This is a genomic window from Gluconacetobacter johannae (assembly GCF_014174305.1).
Lineage (GTDB): Bacteria > Pseudomonadota > Alphaproteobacteria > Acetobacterales > Acetobacteraceae > Gluconacetobacter > Gluconacetobacter johannae.
The window spans coordinates 57,733-76,733 of the sequence record NZ_JABEQH010000003.1; the positions used below are offsets into that span (position 1 = coordinate 57,733).

At 66.4% G+C, this 19,001-nt stretch carries 15 protein-coding genes; 6 read left to right on the forward strand and 9 right to left on the reverse strand.

Annotated features, from left to right (window positions below):
* The first annotated feature begins 38 nt into the window (after nt 1-38).
* From HLH21_RS02915 to HLH21_RS02925, 3 genes are all read left to right on the forward strand, one after another.
* Nucleotides 39-2,576, forward strand: a complete 2,538-nt coding sequence (locus HLH21_RS02915) for a cation-translocating P-type ATPase (protein ID WP_182941028.1) — start codon at nt 39-41, stop codon at nt 2,574-2,576.
* Between the two features lie 155 nt (nt 2,577-2,731).
* Nucleotides 2,732-3,820, forward strand: a complete 1,089-nt coding sequence (locus tag HLH21_RS02920) for an LLM class flavin-dependent oxidoreductase (RefSeq protein WP_182941031.1) — start codon at nt 2,732-2,734, stop codon at nt 3,818-3,820.
* A 616-nt stretch (nt 3,821-4,436) separates the two neighbouring features.
* The gene (locus tag HLH21_RS02925) at nt 4,437-6,602 is read left to right on the forward strand and encodes a TonB-dependent receptor (protein ID WP_264811884.1); all 2,166 of its coding nucleotides are present in this window, start codon (nt 4,437-4,439) and stop codon (nt 6,600-6,602) included.
* Nucleotides 6,603-6,656: 54 nt separating this feature from the next.
* Here the strand turns inward: HLH21_RS02925 and HLH21_RS02930 are convergent, their stop codons facing one another.
* Genes HLH21_RS02930 through HLH21_RS02940 form a run of 3 tightly spaced genes read right to left on the reverse strand, consistent with a single transcriptional unit; the run spans nt 6,657 to nt 11,317 of the window.
* Nucleotides 6,657-7,982 carry an LLM class flavin-dependent oxidoreductase gene (locus HLH21_RS02930; protein WP_220789646.1) on the reverse strand — a complete coding sequence of 442 codons (1,326 nt, stop codon included), beginning with the start codon at nt 7,980-7,982 and terminating at the stop codon, nt 6,657-6,659.
* 16 nt (nt 7,983-7,998) lie between these two features.
* On the reverse strand, nt 7,999-8,970 hold the full coding sequence (locus HLH21_RS02935) for an ABC transporter substrate-binding protein (protein ID WP_182941034.1): 972 nt from the start codon (nt 8,968-8,970) through the stop codon (nt 7,999-8,001).
* Complete coding sequence (locus HLH21_RS02940; protein ID WP_246379103.1) at nt 8,945-11,317, reverse strand: TonB-dependent receptor plug domain-containing protein; 2,373 nt, start codon at nt 11,315-11,317, stop codon at nt 8,945-8,947. Before HLH21_RS02940 ends, HLH21_RS02935 begins: the two co-directional genes overlap by 26 nt.
* Between HLH21_RS02940 and HLH21_RS16965 the strand changes: the two genes are divergently transcribed.
* Nucleotides 11,316-11,498, forward strand: a complete 183-nt coding sequence (locus tag HLH21_RS16965) for a hypothetical protein (RefSeq protein ID WP_246379105.1) — start codon at nt 11,316-11,318, stop codon at nt 11,496-11,498. The genes HLH21_RS02940 and HLH21_RS16965 overlap by 2 nt on opposite strands.
* Nucleotides 11,499-11,681: 183 nt before the next feature.
* Here HLH21_RS16965 and HLH21_RS02945 read toward each other — a convergent pair whose 3' ends face one another.
* The 6 genes from HLH21_RS02945 to HLH21_RS02970 form a co-directional block, all read right to left on the reverse strand.
* Entirely contained in the window at nt 11,682-12,458 is a 777-nt protein-coding gene (locus HLH21_RS02945) for an ABC transporter ATP-binding protein (RefSeq protein ID WP_182941040.1), read from the reverse strand.
* Nucleotides 12,452-13,447 carry an ABC transporter permease gene (locus tag HLH21_RS02950; RefSeq protein WP_182941043.1) on the reverse strand — a complete coding sequence of 332 codons (996 nt, stop codon included), beginning with the start codon at nt 13,445-13,447 and terminating at the stop codon, nt 12,452-12,454. The genes HLH21_RS02945 and HLH21_RS02950 overlap by 7 nt, the downstream gene beginning before the upstream one ends.
* Nucleotides 13,444-14,514, reverse strand: coding sequence for an ABC transporter substrate-binding protein (locus tag HLH21_RS02955; protein WP_182941046.1), 1,071 nt, complete (start codon nt 14,512-14,514; stop codon nt 13,444-13,446). The genes HLH21_RS02950 and HLH21_RS02955 overlap by 4 nt, the downstream gene beginning before the upstream one ends.
* A 4-nt stretch (nt 14,515-14,518) precedes the next feature.
* The gene (locus HLH21_RS02960; RefSeq protein ID WP_182941049.1) at nt 14,519-15,070 is read right to left on the reverse strand and encodes a flavin reductase; all 552 of its coding nucleotides are present in this window, start codon (nt 15,068-15,070) and stop codon (nt 14,519-14,521) included.
* Nucleotides 15,060-15,764 carry a peroxiredoxin-like family protein gene (locus HLH21_RS02965; protein WP_182941052.1) on the reverse strand — a complete coding sequence of 235 codons (705 nt, stop codon included), beginning with the start codon at nt 15,762-15,764 and terminating at the stop codon, nt 15,060-15,062. The genes HLH21_RS02960 and HLH21_RS02965 overlap by 11 nt, the downstream gene beginning before the upstream one ends.
* 95 nt (nt 15,765-15,859) lie before the next feature.
* Nucleotides 15,860-16,705, reverse strand: coding sequence for a LysR substrate-binding domain-containing protein (locus tag HLH21_RS02970; RefSeq protein ID WP_264811885.1), 846 nt, complete (start codon nt 16,703-16,705; stop codon nt 15,860-15,862).
* Nucleotides 16,706-16,909: 204 nt separating this feature from the next.
* On the opposite strand from HLH21_RS02970, the gene HLH21_RS02975 reads away from it, so the two are divergent.
* Together HLH21_RS02975 and HLH21_RS02980 are read left to right on the forward strand one after the other, a co-directional pair.
* Nucleotides 16,910-18,001 carry an LLM class flavin-dependent oxidoreductase gene (locus HLH21_RS02975; protein WP_182941055.1) on the forward strand — a complete coding sequence of 364 codons (1,092 nt, stop codon included), beginning with the start codon at nt 16,910-16,912 and terminating at the stop codon, nt 17,999-18,001.
* Between the two features lie 21 nt (nt 18,002-18,022).
* Complete coding sequence (locus HLH21_RS02980) at nt 18,023-18,997, forward strand: NAD(P)-dependent oxidoreductase (RefSeq protein WP_182941058.1); 975 nt, start codon at nt 18,023-18,025, stop codon at nt 18,995-18,997.
* The last annotated feature ends 4 nt before the right edge of the window (nt 18,998-19,001 follow it).

Sequence of the window (19,001 nt, forward strand, 5' to 3'; positions counted from 1 at the left end):
GGTCTGCGACGGCGCATCGGGCGCCGGGAGGAAGGCAGATGGACGCGTTCTCCGACTACCGAGGACTCGCCGGGTCGGAAGCCGCCCTGCGGCTGAAGCGGGAGGGGCCGAACGAACTGCCGCATGCCGGGCACCGCACCGCGTGGCGCATCGTGCGCGAGGTCCTGAAGGAACCGATGTTCCTGATGCTGCTGGCGGCCGGCGGGATCTATCTGCTGCTGGGCGAGCGCAGCGAGGCGCTGCTGATCGTCGGGCTGGCGTCGGCCTCGGTCCTGATTACCGTCATCCAGGAAGCGCGCAGCGAGCGCGTGCTGGAGGCCCTGCGCGACCTGACGAGCCCACGGGCGCTGGTCATCCGGGACGGCCAGCGCCAGCGCATCGCAGGGCGGGACGTGGTGCGCGGGGATGTGGTGGTGCTGTCCGAAGGCGACCGGATTCCGGCGGATGCGGTCCTGCTGTCCGGGCAGGTGTTCGAGACGGACGAATCGCTGCTGACCGGGGAATCGGTCCCGGTACGCAAGCGCCCTTCCGGTGGTGGACCCGCCACGCCGGTTGCGCCGGGTGGCGAGGAATCGGCATTCGTGTTCGCCGGCACGCTGGTCGTGCGGGGGCAGAGCATCGCCGAGGTGATCGCCACCGGCGCGCGCAGTGAAATCGGGAAGATCGGCAAGACGCTGGAGGGCATCGAGCGCGAGGCCCCGCGTCTGGCCCGGCAGACCAATCGGCTGGCCAAGGGCCTGGCGATCATCGGCCTGGGCGTCAGCGCGCTGTTCACGGTGCTGGACGGGGCGTTGCGGGGGGCGTGGCTGGAGGCGCTGCTGGGAGGCGTCGCACTCAGCATGTCGCTGCTGCCCGAGGAACTGCCCCTTGTCCTGACGGTGTTTCTGGTCATGGGCGCGTGGCGCATCACCAAAGCGGGGGTTCTGACCCGCCGGGCGTCGGCGATCGAAAGCCTGGGCTCGGCCACCGTGCTGTGCACGGACAAGACCGGCACATTGACCGAGAACCGGATGACCATCGTGGAATTGCGGGCGGGGGCGGCGGTGGTCGACCTGCGGGGCGATGCCGTGCCGGCCGGCGACGCGCCGACGGACCGGATGATCCGCATCGGCCAGCTTGCCTGCCCGCCGGACCCGTTCGATCCGATGGAAAAGGCCTTCCACGCCCTGGCGGGGCAGCATCCGGCGGGCGATGCGGCGATGGACGGGGGCGATCTGGTCCGGGACTACCCGTTCGGGTCGGACGTGCTGGCCATGTCCAACGTGTGGCGCCAGGCCGACGGTAGCCTGCTGGTTGCGACGAAGGGCGCGCCGGAGGCTGTCGCGGACCTCTGCCGCCTCGACCCCGTTCGGCGGGCGGCCTTGCGGCAGGCCACCGACGACATGGCGGCGCGCGGCATGCGGGTTCTGGGAATTGCACAGGCCGTCGGCGCGGTCGAACCGCTGCCCGTGTCGCAGCGGGACCTGGCGCTGGAGTTTCTGGGGCTGGTGGGGCTGTCCGACCCCCTGCGCGCCACGGTGCCGCGTGCGGTGGGGGAATGCCGGTCGGCGGGGATTCGGGTCGTCATGATTACCGGCGACTACCCGACGACCGCGCGCGCGATCGCCGACGAGGCCGGGATCGAGACCAGCGCCATCCTCAGCGGTGACGATCTGGCGCGGATGACCGACGACGCCCTGGTGGCGCAGGTACGCAGCGTCAATGTCTTCGCCCGCATCCGGCCGGACCAGAAGCTGCGGATCGTGCGGGCCCTGCGCCGCACAGGCGACGTCGTGGCCATGACGGGCGACGGCGTCAATGACGCCCCGGCGCTGAAGGCCGCGGATATCGGCATCGCGATGGGCGGGCGCGGAAGCGACGTGGCGCGCGAGGCCAGCGCCATCGTCCTGCTGCGGGACGATTTCGGGTCCATCGTTCAGACCATCCGCCTTGGTCGGCGGATCTACGACAATATCCACAAGGCGATGGGGTTCGTGATGGCGATCCACGTCCCGATCGCGGGTCTGGCCATCCTGCCGCTGCTGTCCGGCCTGCCGTTGATCCTGATGCCGGTGCACATCGCCTTTCTGGAAATCATCGTCGATCCGATCTGCTCCATCGCGTTCGAGGCCGAACCGGAGGAGCGCGACCTGATGACGCGACGGCCACGCGACCCGGGCGCGGCCCTCTTTTCCCCCTCGCTGATCGCATGGAGCCTGGTTCAGGGTGCTGCGGTGCTTCTGGCTGCGGCGGCCATCCTGTTCATGTGCGTCCGGCGCGGCATGCCCGAGGCCGAGGCGCGGGCGCTGGTGCTGGTGACGCTGGTCCTGGGGGACATCACGCTGATCCTGATTAACCGGTCGTTCAGTACCTCGCTGCTGCGGGCGTTTCTGCGGCCGAACCGGACGCTGCTGCTCATTCTCGGGGTGGATATCGGCCTGCTGGCCCTGATCCTGCTGGTGCCCCCGCTGCGCGGATTGTTCCGTCTGGGGACGGTGGCGCCCCAGGACCTGGCCTATTGCGTGCTTGCCAATGCCGTAGTGCTGGCCACGATGGAGTTCTTCAAGCGGTTCTGGCGCACGGCCCTGCGAACATGAACGGAGGGGGGCGGCAATAACCCGATGCCCGGCGCGCCCGGGCGGATCGCTGACCGGCGGTGAACTGACGGTTGATGTTTCCTCGTATGACAGGACCGTTCGCATCTTCGATAAGGACGGGTCTGCAAATTTCCAGATGAGCGGGGGAAAACGCCATGCCGGTGAATTTCATAGGCTACATCGGTTTCAATAACAGGTCGGAGATCCACGCGGGTGTCCGCGAGCGTGCGCTGGACCGCGACTATGTGAACAAGGCCCTTCGGACCCAGGAGGATGGTGGGTTCGACCGCGTCCTGATTCCGTTCGGCTCCAATTCGCCGGAGGGCCAGATTGTCGCGGCCTTTGGCGCGGCCCGCACGAGCCGGCTCGGCTTCCTGGTGGCGCACCGGCCCGGCTTTACGCAACCCACGCTGGCGGCCCGCCAGTTGGCGACGCTGGACCAGCTTTCCGAGGGTCGGGTCGCGGTGCATATCATCACCGGCGGCGCCGATGAGGAAATGGCGCGTGACGGCGATGTCGGCACGACGAAGGCCGAGCGTTATGCGCGGAGCGACGAATATCTGGGCATTCTTCGCCAGGAATGGTCGGCGGCGAAGCCGTTCGATCACGATGGCAGATTCTATCATATCCGCCAGGCCAGCAGCGACGTGCGGCCCGACAACCTGCCCGTGTTTTTCGGAGGCACCTCGGCGGAAGCGATCGACGTGGCGGGACGGCACGCGGATGTCTACGCGACCTGGGGCGAGACGCTGGATGCGACGCGCGAGATCATTGCCCGTGTCCGTGCGTCGGCGGCGCGTCATGGCCGTACAATCGGCTTTTCCCTGTCCCTGCGCCCCGTCATTGCCGACACCGAGGACGCCGCGTGGAAGCGCGCGGACCAGATCGTGGAGCAGGTGCGGGCGAACCGGGAGAAAGCGGGACTGCCGACGAGCGGGCACCGGCCGCCCAATGACGGGTCGCGGCGTCTTCTGGACACCGCCTCGGCCCTGCGGCGGGACGCGCGGTTGTGGACGGGCGTCGCCCAGTTGACCGGCGCGGCGGGCAATTCCACCGGCCTGGTCGGCACCGCCGAGCAGGTCGCCGATGCCCTTGTGGAATATTACAAGCTTGGCATCGGCAATTTCCTGATCCGTGGTTTCGAACCCCTGGCCGATGCCGAACTGTACGGCCGCGACCTGATCCCGCTGGTGCGGGAACGTGTTGCCGCCCTGGAGACGCAAAGGCCGGCGGCAGCCGGTTAACCGGCCCTGTAGGATGGGTGCCCGCCACCCGGAACGGCGCCTCTGAGCATCGCGTTCATGCAGGTCTTCGTGCGTGTGCGCGGAGACCTGTTTCGGGATGCCGACACGCCGATGCCTCAGCGCATCGGCGGTTGTCCGCAGGTCCCGCGGTTGCCATTCAGATCCATGAAAAATAATCATCAGAAACATAAAATGGAACTATACGTGCGCCTGCGGGTAAATTTCCATCACATGACGGTTTTGTATAAATCAACTATTATATCGTAGACGGAATTTATTCAGGAAAAGTATGGTTTTCCATGTAAAGGATTCGGTCCCGACCGTCTCCGCATGCCCATTTCTTTTTCTGGATATATATCTGAACATGTCGTCTTTATACAGCACCAGACTGGCTCCGGATGTGCGATTCGGGTCTGCCGTCACCCGCCCTGGATATCTCCTGCGGACGACGTGCTGTGCTGCTCTTGTGGGGCTCGTTGTCAACGAGGGGCGCGCCGCTTCGTCCCATCTTCGGCCCGCGCATGCGCGCCCGACCAGGCATGCGAACACCCTTGCCGTGCAGCCTCGTGGAAAGACAGGACATCCAGATGCACGGCCTCATGCGGATGCTATTCGCGTGCCGGCCGGAAAAGAGGAGACCGTGACGGTATCGGGGCGTTCCGGATCGGCACGGCGGGAAGACGAACTTCAGAAAACGCCGTCATCGGCATCGCTTCTGACAGCCGCGCGCCTCGACCGCCTGGGTGTGCAGAACACGAAGCAACTTGCCAGGATCACGCCGAATCTGTTCATCCCGAATAACATGCCCGGCTATTCGGTGACGAATTACTTCATTCGCGGCATTGGCGAGGTCGATCCCCAGGGCGAACCTTCCGTCGGAACCTATATTGATGGTGTCTACCTGCCCCGCAACATGGGAAACATGCAGGAACTGCTCGATGTCGAGGACATGCAGATCGATCGCGGTCCCGTTATCTTCTCGGGGCACCAGTCGGAAGGCGGCGCGGTCAGGATCAACACGATCGTTCCCACCGATCGCCGGCGTGCCATAGCCCAGGTCGGCTATGGCACATACAACGAATACCAGATCGGCGCCGCGGCCAGTGGCGCGATCGTGCCGGGAAAACTTTTTGGAAGCATCGCTTTCGGGCGTCATGCCCGTGGGGGAATCGACCATAACTACACGGTCGGAAAAGACACGAACAACATCGACTACACGCAGGCACGCGGGAAACTTCGCTACACGCCGAACGAAGATCTCGATATCAGCATAGCCTTCGACGGGACGGTTGACGGCAGCACGAATCGTGGTGTCGGAAATCTGCTCAATCCCTATATCTATGGAAATTATAATCAGCTTTTCCCGAAAAATAACTACAGTGAGGTCGGCTTTACGGGGAACGTACGTTATCGCCTCAACCGTAACCTGACCATTTATGCCATAACCGGCATCCGTGGCTATGACGACAAGGGAATCTACGACAACACGGGTGATTATTATTCTCGTGTGTCGCAGCCTCTCTATTACAACGATCGGATGTATTCGCAGGATATCCATCTGCATGGGGATTATGGCAAGGTGGATTTCAATGTCGGTGCATACTTCCTGTACGAAGACTGGTACACCCAGCGCTGGGCAAACAATGTGTACGGGCCGCTGACGAACAATCCGGCCCAGATACGTTACATGCCCGTCTACGCGGTGATCGACCAGCTCAACCGCAACTGGGCGCTGTATGGCGAGGCGCATTACCATATTACCCCGACACTGACATTCTCGGCCGGGTTGCGGTTCAACTGGGAAAATCACTCGAACTCCGAAACCCTGAGCTATCTGGCTCCGGGTCCGACGCATATCGCGACACCCCAGAATCAGCTTTCATACATCCTCGGCGGCGTTCCCAATGATCTTGCGTGGCAGGTTGCGGCGCACAAGAGCTGGATTCAGCTTCTTCCAAAAGGGTCGCTCAGCTGGCAGGCTTTGCCGCGTCTCATGACATATGGGTCGATCTCGCAGGGTGGGAAGTCGGCAGGCTATGATTTCCGGGCCCAGACCCCCGCTGCGACGGGACGTATTCAGGCTTCGATTCCGTACGATCCCGAAATCGTCACCACCTATGAAGTCGGCGTCAAATCCGACCCCATTCCCGGTCGCCTGCATGTCAACGGTGCGCTGTTCTGGAACGAATTCGACAACATCCAGCTCACGACGACAGACCCTTCCAATGGTCTGTCCAGACGGTTCAATGCGGGGAAAGCCCATTCCACCGGAGCGGAATTCGAAAGCTCGTACAAGGTGACGAGGGATCTGGATATTCATTATACCGCGTCCTATCTCTACACCGTCCTGGACAGGTTCGATGGGACCAGCAGCCGGATACGGCTTGCGGATGGTTCGTGGTATAACAACAACCCGTATGCCGGGGCTCCGCTGCCATGGGCGCCCCGGTTCCAGACCATGGGATCGGTGACGTATCGTCTGCCGGTCCATCTTCCCGGCACATTCCATATTGGCGCCGACGTGTCCTTTCAGTCCGCCGTCTATACGACGTCGCAGGCCAACCGGCAGAATCGCCTGCCGACGCAAACCTATGTCAATGCCATGGCAAGCTGGACCAGCCCGGACAGCCGCTGGATCGTTCAGGCCACGGCACGCAATCTCCTCGACCGGCGCTACCTGCAGGGCACGACCTTCGTGCAGGGGGGTGGTGTCCCGGTCTATGATTCCGCATTCTTTGCGGATCCACAGACCATCTTTGTTTCGGCGAAGTTCACGCTCTGATTGCCCCGCAGCGAGGCAATGCTCCCCCGGCCGACCGGCAGCCGGGGGAGGCGGTCAGCGCGCCGCGGGGTCGGGCAGGCCCAGATTCTCGCGGAGCGTCCGCCCGGTATAGTCGGTACGCAGCAGGTTGCGGCGTTGCAGTTCCGGGACCACCAGGTCCACGAAATCGCGCAGGCCGCCGGGTGACGATGTGAACATGATGTTGAAACCGTCGGCCGCCCCGGTGCGAAACCAGTCCTCCATGTCATCGACGATGGCGCGCGGGGTTCCTACGACGATCCGGTGCCCGCCGCGTGTGAACCGGCGCAGGACGTCCCGCACGAACGGTCGCTCGCGACGGATCCAGTCGACGATGAGCGACTGGCGGCTCTTGTGGCTGTTCGTCTCCGCGACCGCGCCAAGCGCGATCGGGCGGTCTTCGGGCCAGGAGGACAGATCGACGCCCAGGCTGGCATAGGATGAAAAGCCGCGCAGGCAGTCCGCCTTGTCGAGATAGCGCTGATAGGTCTCGAATTTTTCGCGGGCCTCGGCCTCGCTGCGCCCGACGAACGGGGCCAGGCCCGGAAGGATACGCAGATGATCGGCGGTGCGGCCGTACCGGGCCGCGCGCGCCAGCACCTCGGCGCGATAGTCCCGCCCCGCTGCCCGGTCATACTCGGCGGTGTAGATCACCTCGCCGATCCGCGCCGCCAGTTCCTTGCCCGCCCCGGATGCGCCGGCCTGCGCCAGAACGGGCCGGGTCTGCACCGTGGGTGGCGCGTTCAACGGGCCGGCCACATGGTAGAAGCGGCCATGATGGTTCAGGGGACGGACCTTCGCGGGGTCGAGCCAGCGGCCGGTTTCACGGTCGCGCAGGTAGGCGCCGGGCGCGATGCTGTCCCACAGGCCGGTGACGACGTCCACGAATTCGTGGGCGCGCTCGTACCGTTCGGCATGGTCGGTATGGGCGGCGAGGTTGAAATTCTCGCCGCCGCCGGTCGCCGTGACCACGTTCCATCCCGCGCGGCCGCCGCTGAGGCGGTCCAGCGAGGCGACGCGGCGGGCGATGTTGTAGGGTTCGTTGAACGTCGTGCTGGCGGTGCCGATCAGGCCGATATGGCGCGACGTGACGGCGAGCGCCGCCAGCAGCGTGAACGTATCCCAGCGCGGCAGGGCCGGTGTGTCCGCCACGGCGGCCGGGTCGGGCACGGGCAGGACGTTGTCGTAGAGAAAGATGCTGTCGAAGCGACCCTGTTCCAGAATCCGGACGTAATCGCGATAGCGCCCGAAGTCGATATCGGCGTCGATGTCCTCGCCGGGTGCGCGCCACGCGTCGCCGTTCGTGGCCGATCCGGTCAGGTAGGCGCCGAGCGCGATATGCTGGCGGCCGGGTGTGCTCATGATGCTGCCCTTCGGGTCAGAACGTGAAACGGGTATCCATCACCGCCGTGGCGGCGAGGCGGCGCGGGATCATGCGGGTTTCGAACATGAAATCGGAGACGGCCTGCTGCTTGCGGATGACATCCGGCCCCAGGGGCACGACCGTGCCCTGCATCGCGCGTACGACGTCCTTCGCGACGGCGATCGGCAGCCCGACGTCCGCCGCCCATACGGCGGCATATTCGTCCGGATGGGCCTGCATCCAGTCGTGGCCGGCGCGCAGCCTGCGGACGTAGTCGGCGACGGCGTCCCTGCGGGTGTGCAGGGCGGCCTCCGTGGCCACCACGTAGCTCAGTCCGCTCATGAGCCGGCCGCCGTTGACGATCTCGCGCGCGCCGTCGGCGACCTTCGCATCCGAAATATACGGCCCCCAGGTGGCCCAGGCATCCACCGCGCCGGTTTGCAGGGCCAGCTTGGCGGAGACCGGCGGAATGAAGACGAAATGGACGTCATCATCATGCAGCCCGGCCTCGCGCAGCGCCGCCAGGGCAAGGTAATGGCCGGTCTGGGCACGGAGGGTGGCGACGGAACGCCCCTTGAGGTCCCTGACGCTGCGGATGGGGCTGTCGTGCCGCACGACGATCGCGGTCATGGTGCCGTCGGTCTGGATGCCCGCCACCGCGCGGATGGTGTCCGACCCGCCCTGCGCGAAGACCAGCGGCGCGTCGCCGATGACGCCGGTGTCGATCGCATCGGCCGCCAGCGCCTGGATCAGCATCGGCGCCCCGGCGAACAGGCTCCATTGCAGGGGGGAGTCGGCCGCATGGTCCTGTCCCGCCGCCGCCAGAAGCGAGCGCGCGCCGCCTTTCTGGTCGCCCACGCGCAGGGCCGCAGGCGGCGCGGCCAGGGCAGGCCCTGCCGCCGCCAGCGTGCCGCCGGCCAGCAGCCCCTGTATCAGGCCGCGCCGGGTCAGCGCTGCAGGGTCACCAGCTCCAGGCGATCTTGCCATAGTAATATCCCCCTTCCGCGCCGTAGATGGAGGCGGAACTGTAGTTCGGGTTGACCTGAAGCAGCGACGCGGCGCTCTGCGCCAGCGGACTGAGCGTCTGCGGCCGATGGTTGAAGATGTTATTGCCGCCGACCGACAGCCGGATGCGATTGGGGAAGGTGTAGGTGACGTCGAGGTCGACCAGCCAGGCGGGCGCCACCGTCTCGTCGTAGGCCGGGCCGCGGTCGTTGAGCAGCTTGGTCTGGGAATAGCGCGACACCCGCAGCGTGGTCGCCCAGGCATCCTTGCGCCAGGTGGCGGTCAGGCGCAGCGTGTTGCGGGGGTAGAGCGTGGTGATGTTGCCGATCTGGCTGCGGAACAGGGCGGTGATGCCGGGGCCGAGATTCACGTTCAGAGGATTGACCCGCGCGATCTGGTGCTGTTGCTGGTTCATCATCACGCCCCAGGTCACGTTTCCGGCCCGGCCGAAATCGGTCAGGTAGTGCGCCTGCACATCAAGGCCCATGGTCCGGGTATGGGCGGCGTTCCGCTCGTAGGTGAAGCCGTAATACCGCCCGTCGTTGGGCACTACGCCGGCGTCATGGAGCAGTTGCAGCACGCGGGCGCCCGCGACGCCCGAGCCCGCGACGGAAATCGGCACGATCTGGTTGAAGATGTCGATACGATAGGCATCGACCGAGATATCCATTCGCCGGAGGGGTGTCAGGACAAAGCCGACGCTGAAATTATGGGACGTTTCCGGCTTCAGCGGCGTGGCGCCGAGCACCCTGGCGCCCGCGTTGTCGACCGAGGCGTAGTTGGTATAGGACTGCACGAGCTGGTTGGTGCTGGGCAGGATCGAGTAATAGAGCGCCGTGCTCTGGAAATATTCCTGTTGCAGGGTCGGCGCGTGGAAGCCGTTGCTGGCCGAGCCACGCAGCGCGAGCCACGGCGTCACCTGATAACGGACGGACGCCTTGCCGCTGAGCGTATTGCCGAAATCGCTGTACTGTTCGTCACGGCCGGACAGGGCGACGGTCAGGTCCTTCGTGATTTTCTGGGTGAGGTCGAGATAGAACGCGCCGTTCATGCGCGAATGCAGGCTCGCCTGGGCGGGTGACGTGGCCCCCAGGCCCGATGCGCCGGGCAAGGCGGGGCTTGCCGTCGGAAAGACATAGCTGGGCGGGAAGACATAGCCCCCGTCCTGCCACGAGGCGTCGTCGCCGGCTGCGACGTCATAGGCGTTGTAGCGATATTCCACGCCGGCCGCGACCTGCAGCGGCTCGCGCAGCAGGCCGGTGCGGAAGGCCCGGTGGATATCGAAATCGGCGGTCAGTTCCGAGTTGGTCAGGGTCTGAAGATGGAAATTGTGCGGGCTGGACGGGCCCAGCGAGTTGTTGAGCGTATTCTCGATGCCGATGCTGCTGGAATCCCGACCGTAATTGACGCTGGCGTCCCAGAACCAGCCCAGGACGTTCCGGCCCCGAAAGCCGCTGGTGAACTGGAAGTCGTGATCCTCGGTCGTATCGGTCGGAAGGTAGCCGTCCGGATAGACGCTCATGATGTTTTGCTGGGAGTTCGACGGCCGGTACCAGGCGGAGGCGGCGATGGTACGGTGGCTGTACGTGGCGAAGGAATAGAAACGGGTGCTGCCGGACAGTGGAAGTTCCAGATTATAGGCGATGCTTTGCCGCTCGTTTTCGGGCTGGCCCGAAATCTGCCGATAGCGGTCGCCGTTCTCGCGCGGGTCCTGTTGGCCGTTGGGCAGAAGGGGATAGAGCAGGACGGGCTTGCCGCCCTGCGTGCGCGGCGCGTAGCCCGCGTTGTTGGTCGCCTGATTTCCGGTGAATTCGGCCGTCACGTTCAGGAAGCCGCCATTGCCGATCCTGAAGCCCTGATTGTAATTCAGGTTGCCGCCCCGGCCGTAATCGCCCAGGGGGCCGACCGTCCAGCCGTACTGGTTATACCCCAGTTCGGCCGTGCCGCCGTGATCGGTCGACTTGAGGATGATGTTGATGACGCCTGCGATGGCGTCGGAACCATATTGGGCCGCCGCCCCATCCTTCAGGATTTCGATATGATCGACGGCCTCGAACGGAATGAGATCGAGATCGACGGGGGACTGACCCTGCATGGCGCCGCCGTAAAACACCGACGACATGGTATGTCGGCGTTTTCCGTTGACGAGGACAAGCGTTTCGTTGGCCGGAAGGCCGCGCAGCGACATCGTCTTCGTCGTGAAGCCGAGTTGCCCCGGATAGCCCGGCGTGTTGTTGACGGACGGATCGAGCGCCACCAGCGCGTTGCGTAGGCTGGTCTGCCCGGTGCGCCGCAGGTCCGCCGCCGTGAAGATGGCGATGGGCGCCATGCTTTTCGACGCGTGGACCGAGGTGCGTGTGCCTGTGACGATGACCGCTTCCGTGCTGGCGGCCGGATCCGCGTTGCCGGCGCCCTGGCTGCGCGCGGCAAGGGCGTGCGGCGCGGACGACAGGGCGCAGATGGCCGCGACGGCGCCGTGCCATCGGGAGCGAAATCTGGACGCGGGCTGAAATGCTGGTTTTGGCATGATGTCTTTGTAACGGGATGTTGCGTTCATCGAACGTTGATAGGAAGAAAAATAACGATTGGAAAACGAGTTATGAAAAAATGCACGATGAGAATGTGGAATGTATCGACGCCCGTGCTGGCCGCCCGATCGCGCACTCAGGGGACGGCTGGGTCTCGCGTGGCGATCACCAGTCCTCGCTGTGGCCCAGCCGGACCAGGATCTCGCGGCGCAGGGCAAGCAGGCGCGGATCGTCGCGATGGCGGTGATAGGGCAGGTCGATCGAGACGTCCGAGATCACGCCGGCCGGCCGTGGGCTGAACGTGACCACGCGGGTGGCGAGCAGCAGCGCTTCCTCGACGTCATGCGTGACCATGATGACGGTGAAGCCGCGATTCTGCCACAGACGCAGCAGCTCCGTCTGCATCGTCAGCCGCGTCAGGCTGTCCAGCTTGCCCAGAGGTTCGTCCAGGATCAGCAGCCTCGGGTCGTTGACCAGGGCCCGGGCGAGGGCCGCACGCTGCGCCATGCCGCCTGAAAGCTGATGCGGCCAGGCGCGTTCGAAGCCTTTCAGGCCCACCATCTCGATCGCGGCATCGACGGCCGCGTCGTCGCGCCGGCCCGCGATGTCCCGGCTGAGGGCGACGTTGGCGCGCACGGTGCGCCAGGGATAGAGCGTCGGGTCCTGGAACATGACGATGCGGTCGGGACCCGGGCCGGTGACCGGCACGCCGTCGGCCAGAACCTGCCCGGCATGCGGCGGCTCCAGCCCCGCCACCAGGCGCAGCAGGGTCGATTTGCCGCAGCCCGACGGGCCGAGCAGGGCCACGAACTCGCCGGGGGCGATATCCAGGCTGACATCCTCGATCACCGGCTTGAAGGCGCCGCCGATCTGATACCCGTGACGGATGGCGCGGAGCTGGATACCCAGTGGCGCCGCGCGCCCTGCGGGATGCGTCACCATTTCAGCCCGTCCTTCTGCCAGCCGAGAAGCCGGTCCCGCACCTTGAACAGGATGGTGATGAGGCCGGTGCACATCAGCGACATGACCAGAAGGGCGGCATACATGTTGGGATAGGCCGCCCATCCCTGCGCCCATTGCATGTAAAAGCCGAGACCGGATTTCACGCCCAGCATCTCGGCGATCACCAGCATCACGAAGGACATGCCCAGTCCCATGAACAGCCCGACGAAGATCTGGGGCATGGCGGCGGGCAGTGCGACGCGAAAGACGAGGAAACGCTCCCGCGCGCCCATGGTGCGGGCGACGTCATAATAGGCGGGGTCGACCGCCGCCACGCCGGACCAGGTCAGGACGGTAATCGGAAAGCCGGAGCCAAGGGCCATCAGCGCCTCGCTCGCCAGCCAGTTCGAGGGAATCAGCACCATGGCCAGGGGCAGCAGGGACACCGGGGGCAGGGGGCCGACCAGGCGGACGATGGGAAGCGCCCAGTAGCGAAAGCGCCGCGACCGGCCAAGGCCGACGCCGGTCGCGATGCCGAGGACGGACCCGGCCGTATAGCCGACCACCAGCAGGCCGAGCGAATGCAGCAGGCTGTCGCCCAGCCGCTTCCAGTCGGTCAGGAAAACATCCAGCAGATCCTGCGGCGTTCCGAAGAACGGGCGCGGCAGCAGCAGCAGCTTGGCCTGCACGAGTTCCCATGCCGCGAAGCCGAGGCCGAGCGCGATCATCCACGGCGCGCGCGCCGAAAGCCGGCGCAGCGCCGCCGCCGCCAGCAGGGCGACGCCGATACCGGCGAACAGGCCGGCAAGAGTGGTCGTGTCGGGAAAATCGTCGGCGTCCGGCCAGCGCCAGGTGACGAGGGCCGCGACGAACCATGCCGGGCCGGCGGCCCAGGGCGGAAGGGCGCGCAGCGCGGGCCGCGACCGTGCGTGCGTGCGCGTCGGCTTCCCGGCGGGCGCGATCGCCTGTGTCGTCCCGGCGCCGCTCATGCGCTGAACAGGTCCTGCGTGACGCGCGCGGCGTAGCGGGCGGTGTCGAACGACGGGCGGAACACGCCGATGTCCTTCAGGGCGCGGGCGTAGAGCGCGATCTCGTCGCGGAACGTTCCGCCCCGCGTCTGGTGGTGGTGGCCCTGGATGCGGATCATGGTGGCGATGTCCTCCGCCGAGGCCTTGGGTGCGTAGGGCTTGAAGATATGGCCGGCTTCGTCCGGATTGCAGGCCAGCCACGCGCCGGCGTCGAGGATGGCGCGTGTGACCGCGATGGCGACCTGCGGCTCGTCACGGATCAGGCTGCCACGCAGGCCGATCACGCAGCAGGCGATATGCGCCCAGTCGCCATGCATGTTGCTGTCGATCTCGACCAGGCCGAACTGGCGTTTCTGGAGATAGCTGAACGGATCGCCATCCGTGATCGCCTGCACGTCGCCACGTTGCAGGGCGACGGGCAGCAGGTCGGGGGGATATTGCCGCCACTGCACGTCAGTTTCGGGGTCGATGCCGATTTCCTTGAGGCGAATCCCGAAGAAGTTCCGGTCGGGGCCGCCGATATCGGTGACGCCCACCGTCTTGCCGCGCAGGTCGGACAGGTGCGTGATGGCGCCTTTGGGCGGGGCGAGCAGGTACATGCAGCCCGCGTGGAGGCCCGCGACCAGCTTCACGTCGAACCCCTGCTGCAGCGGCTTGAGCCAGCGCAGCGCCATGCCGGGGGCGCCGTCGGCCTTGCCGGTCGACAGCGCTTCGAGCAACTGGTCGGTGGCGCCGGCGAAATTCACGTAGTCGATGTCGAGATTATGCCGCGCGAAGAAACCCTTTGCCTTCGCCACCGGTACCGCCGCGGTGCAGACCGCAGTTTCGTTCCAGGCGATGGTGAGCTTGCGCGGCGGGCCGGGCAGCGGCGTGATGGCGCCGGTTGCCGCACCCGTGCACTGCGTCTCGCTGTCCATGCCGGCCATGCCGTCGGCCGCACCGGCGCGCCGCGCGCCGATGAAGGGCAGGGCGAGGCTTGCGGTGGCGGCAAGCGCCGCGCGGCGGGAAAGACGGCGGGATTCGGACATGGTGCTACCCTGCGTGGATATGGCTGGGCCCCGGACCGGCCGGAAGCTGGTGAAAGCGGCGGTCGAACCACGCCAGCCCGGCCCCGCCCGCAGGGTGGATGCGGATGGACTGGACCGCGCAGAACAGCACGTCGTGGCTGCCGGCGGCGTGGAGGGCGCCGATGGTGCAATCGAGCGTGGCCAGCGCATCGTCGAACAGGGGCGCGCCGGTCACGTCCGTGCGCCATGTGCCGGCCGCGAATTTTTCGTCGGTGCTGCGCCGGCTGCTGGCGAAACCGGTCGCGAGGTCTTCATGGCTGCCCGACAGAAGGCTGATGCCCAGCACGCCGTTGCCGAGAAAGGCCGCGTGCGAGCGGTTGGTCCGGTTGAGGCAGACCAGCACCGTCGGCGGCGCGTCACTGACGCTGGTGACGGCGGAGGCCGTCAGCCCGTGACGTCCCGCAGCCCCATCGGTCGTGACCAGCGTGACGGGCGCGCCAAGCCGGCTCATCGCGTCGCGGAACAATTCGGTCGTGACCTGCGCGGACCGCAGCTCCAGCAGGGCGTCAGGCGGCATGGTGTCGTTCCTTGGCCGACGGGCTGAGATCGAGCGCGGCCAGGATGGCGGGGGTTTCCGTCCGGTCCATCCAGTCGGGTGAGATATCGGCAAAACGCACGACGCGGCCTGGGCCGATCACGATGACGGACGGCTTGGGCAATTCCCACGACGCGGTGCCGTTCAAGGCCTCGCTGGTCCCGCCCTTCGCCTCGGCGGCGTGGCGCGAGGGCGTGTCGAAGACATAGGTCAGTCCGAGTGCGCGCGACAGCGCCAGGCCGGTGTCGGACAGGACGGGGAACGGCAGGTCATGCCGCGTCGCGATGTCGCCCAAGGCCCCGATGGGCTGTGGCGAGATGGCGACCAGCGGGATTCGCGCATCCTTCAGCGCAGGCCACAAGGTATCCCGATAGTACGGCAGCGCGATGTTGCAGGCCGGACAGGTCGCGAAGCGGAAGAAGACCAGCACGGCGGGGCCGTTCGCGACAAGTGCGTCGAGTGCCACGGGCTGTCCGTCGATGCGCGTGAGCGTGGCCGCGGGCAGCACGTCCCCGATGCCGACATGCGGCTGGTCGCCATGCTCGCGCACCAGCCGCGCGCGCTGGTTGGCGTTGATGGCCAGGGCATCCGGAGCCCACGAGCGCCTGCGTTCGTCTTCCACTGCCTGAAAGCGCGCGCGCAGGGATGGGCCGGTGACGTTCTGTTCTGTACTCATGCTGGGGCATCCCCGAAAAGGTCGAGGCTTCGACTATGGAGGAGAAGTCCCTGTTTCGACCAAGGAGTTTCGCTCAAGGGTCACCTTGGCGCGCCTCATTGACCATCGGCGGCCTGCGCCAGAAGATCGCCCAGATCCTGCGCGACATCCGACAGCCCGTTGCGCCGCACCAGGATCGTTTCGATTTCCGGCACGGTGGGGAGGGCGCCCTGGGCGATGATCGGCAGGCCTTCCGCCACGGCGAAGCGCCGCGTGCGGCAACTGACGCCAAGCCCGCCCCGGACCCCCGCGCGCATGGCGGGCAGGTTCGGCGTTTCCAGCACGATGCGGTATTCGCGCCGGTCCTGGGCCAGCACCCGCAGGGCGGCGTCGCGAAAGCGGCAGGGCGGTTCGAGAAGAACGAGAGGCACTTCACTGCGTTCGGTGTTCGCCGGATCGCCCAGCCAGGCCATCCGGTCGGCGCCCACGACGTTCCACGTCGCATCGGCCCTGTCGCCGTGCTGGCCCAGGCAGAGGACCAGGTCGAGACGCGCGCGGTCGAACATGTCGAGCAGTTCGGCCGAGCCGCCGACGCGAACGATCAGCCGCGCACGCGGATGTTCGAGCCTGAAGCGCCCGAGCACATCGGGCAGAATCGTGTCCGCGAAGTCCTGGACCATGCCGACGGTGATGGGGTCGTGATCCTGGTCCTGGCCCAGATTCTGGACGATCCGGTCATTCAGGGCGAGCAGTTGCCGGGCGTAGGCGACCAGTTCCTCGCCCGCCGCGCTCAGAAGCAGTCGTCGGCCGTCGCGGCGGAACAGTTTCTGCTGCAGCACGTCTTCCAGCCGCTTCATCTGCAGGCTGAGGGCCGACTGCGTGAGGAAGATCGTTTCCGTGGCCTGCGCCATGGATCCGGCCTCGACGATCGCCACGAAGGAACGCAGCAGTTCCGTCGGCACGTTCCGGGCCATTCTCTGCGGGAGGCCAGGCGAGAGCGAGTGTGACACGACGGCAGGCTCCGGACCGATGAGGACTGCAAAAGTCCATATTAACGAACGTAAATCGTTATATGATTATTTTTGTCTTGTTCTTCCCTGACGCGCAAGTGTTAAATATGATGATAAACGATAACGTATCGTTGAATATGTATCGGAGGATAAGGGATGTCCATGGAATTCATCGGCTTTATCGGCAGCCGCAACCAGTCCGAGACCATTCCGCCATCCGGCCCGGTCATCGACCTCGGCCATATCGAGGCGTCCGCGAAGATCCACGAGAACGGCGGATTCGACCGGACGCTGATCGCCTTTCATTCGAATTCGCCCGAAAGCATCCTGCTGGCCCAGCACGCGGCGTCGGTGACGCGCGATCTCGGCCTGCTGATCGCCCATCGGCCGGGCTTCAACGCGCCCACCATCGCGGCGCGCCAGTTCGCGACGCTCGATCATCTCACGCGCGGGCGTGTGGCCGTGCACATCATCACCGGTGGGGACGACGTCGAGCTTCAGGCCGACGGCGATCATACCACCAAGGCCGAGCGCTATGTGCGGACGAGCGAGTATCTGGACATAGTGCGGAACGAATGGACCAGCCCGGCGCCCTTCGATTACGCGGAACGGTTCTATGACGTCCGGGGCGCCCATTCGCTGGTCCATCCCTACCGCGAGGCCGGGATTCCGGTCTATTTCGGCGGTTCGTCCGAGGACGCCATCGCCGTGGCGGGCAAGCATGCCGATGTCTACGCGTTGTGGGGCGAAACCTACGAGCAGGTGAGCGAGACGGTGGCGCGGGTGCGCGCGGCCGCCGCGCGGCATGGCCGCACGCCGCGCTTCTCGCTTTCGCTCCGTCCGATCCTGGCCGATACCGAGGGCGCGGCCTGGGCGAAGGCCGACAGCATCCTGGAGACCGCCCGTGCGTTGCAGGACAGGACCGGCTTCGCCCGCCCCGCCAACATCCCGAACGAGGGATCGCGCCGCCTGCTGGCCGCGGCCGACAGGGGGGCGCGGCTGGACAAGCGGCTGTGGACGGGCATCGCGGCGCTGACAGGCGCGCGGGGCAATTCGACCTCGCTGGTCGGCACGCCGGACCAGGTGGCGGAGGCCCTGCTGGATTATTACCGGCTGGGCATCACCACCTTCCTGATCCGCGGCTTCGACCCGCTGCTCGACGCCTATACCTATGGCCGTGACCTGATCCCCCGCGTGCGCGCCCTGGTGGCGGCCGAAGAGGCCCGTGCGCGGACCGAGGCGGCCTGAGCGCGGAGGCGGTTGGACATCATGCGCCCGCTTGTCGTCGTCAATCAGCTTGGGGCCGGGCTGCATCCCGCGCTGGCCCCGTTCGGTGACCGCGTCCGCGTCATTGATGGGGACCGCGAGGGCGATGTGCCCTGGGACGTGGACGGCGCCGATATTCTGCTGACCGGCCCGTCGCGCAGCTGGCAGGCCGCGCCCGACCGTCGGCCGGCGGAATGGGGGGCGGGGCCATGCTGGGTGCAGATCGCCTCGGCCGGTGTGGACGGATTTCCGGCATGGCTGCTGCAGGGGCGCGCCGTGACGTGCGGGCGCGGCGACGCGGCCGTGCCGATCGCGGAATATGTGCTCGGGGCGCTGCTGCTGCATGAAAAGCGGCTGGATACGGTGCGCCCCGACGGCCCCGCGGCCTGGTTGCGGGAAGCGGCGGCGTTGAAGCGCGGATCGCCGCTGGGTGGGCTGGCGGGGCGTGTCGTCGGGCTGGCGGGGTATGGCGCGATCGGCCAGGCGGTCGCGGCGCGGGCGCGGGCGTTCGGCATGCGTGTGCTGGCGTGGCGGCGCGGCGCGTGGACCGGGACCGAGCAGGATGTCGAGCCGGTCGCGCGCCTGGCGGAACTGATCGAACAGGTCGACCATCTGGTTCTGGCGCTGCCGCTGACGCGCGAAACCGAAGGCTGCGTGAATGCCGGTCTGCTGGCCCGTGCGAAGCCGGGCCTGCATCTGGTCAACGTCGCGCGGGGGCCGTTGGTGGACCAGGACGCGCTGGTTGCAGCGCTCGACTCCGGGCGGGTCGGTTTTGCGACACTCGACGTGACCAGCCCCGAACCGCTGCCGGCGGGGCATCCGTTCTATACGCATCCGGCCATCCGCCTGACGCCGCACGTGTCATGGTCCGGGCCTGCCGTCGGGCAGAATCTGCGCCGGCGGATCACGGCGAATCTCGAGCGTTTCCTGGAGGGGCGTCCGCTGCAGGACGTGGTGGATGCCGCACGCGGCTACTGATTTG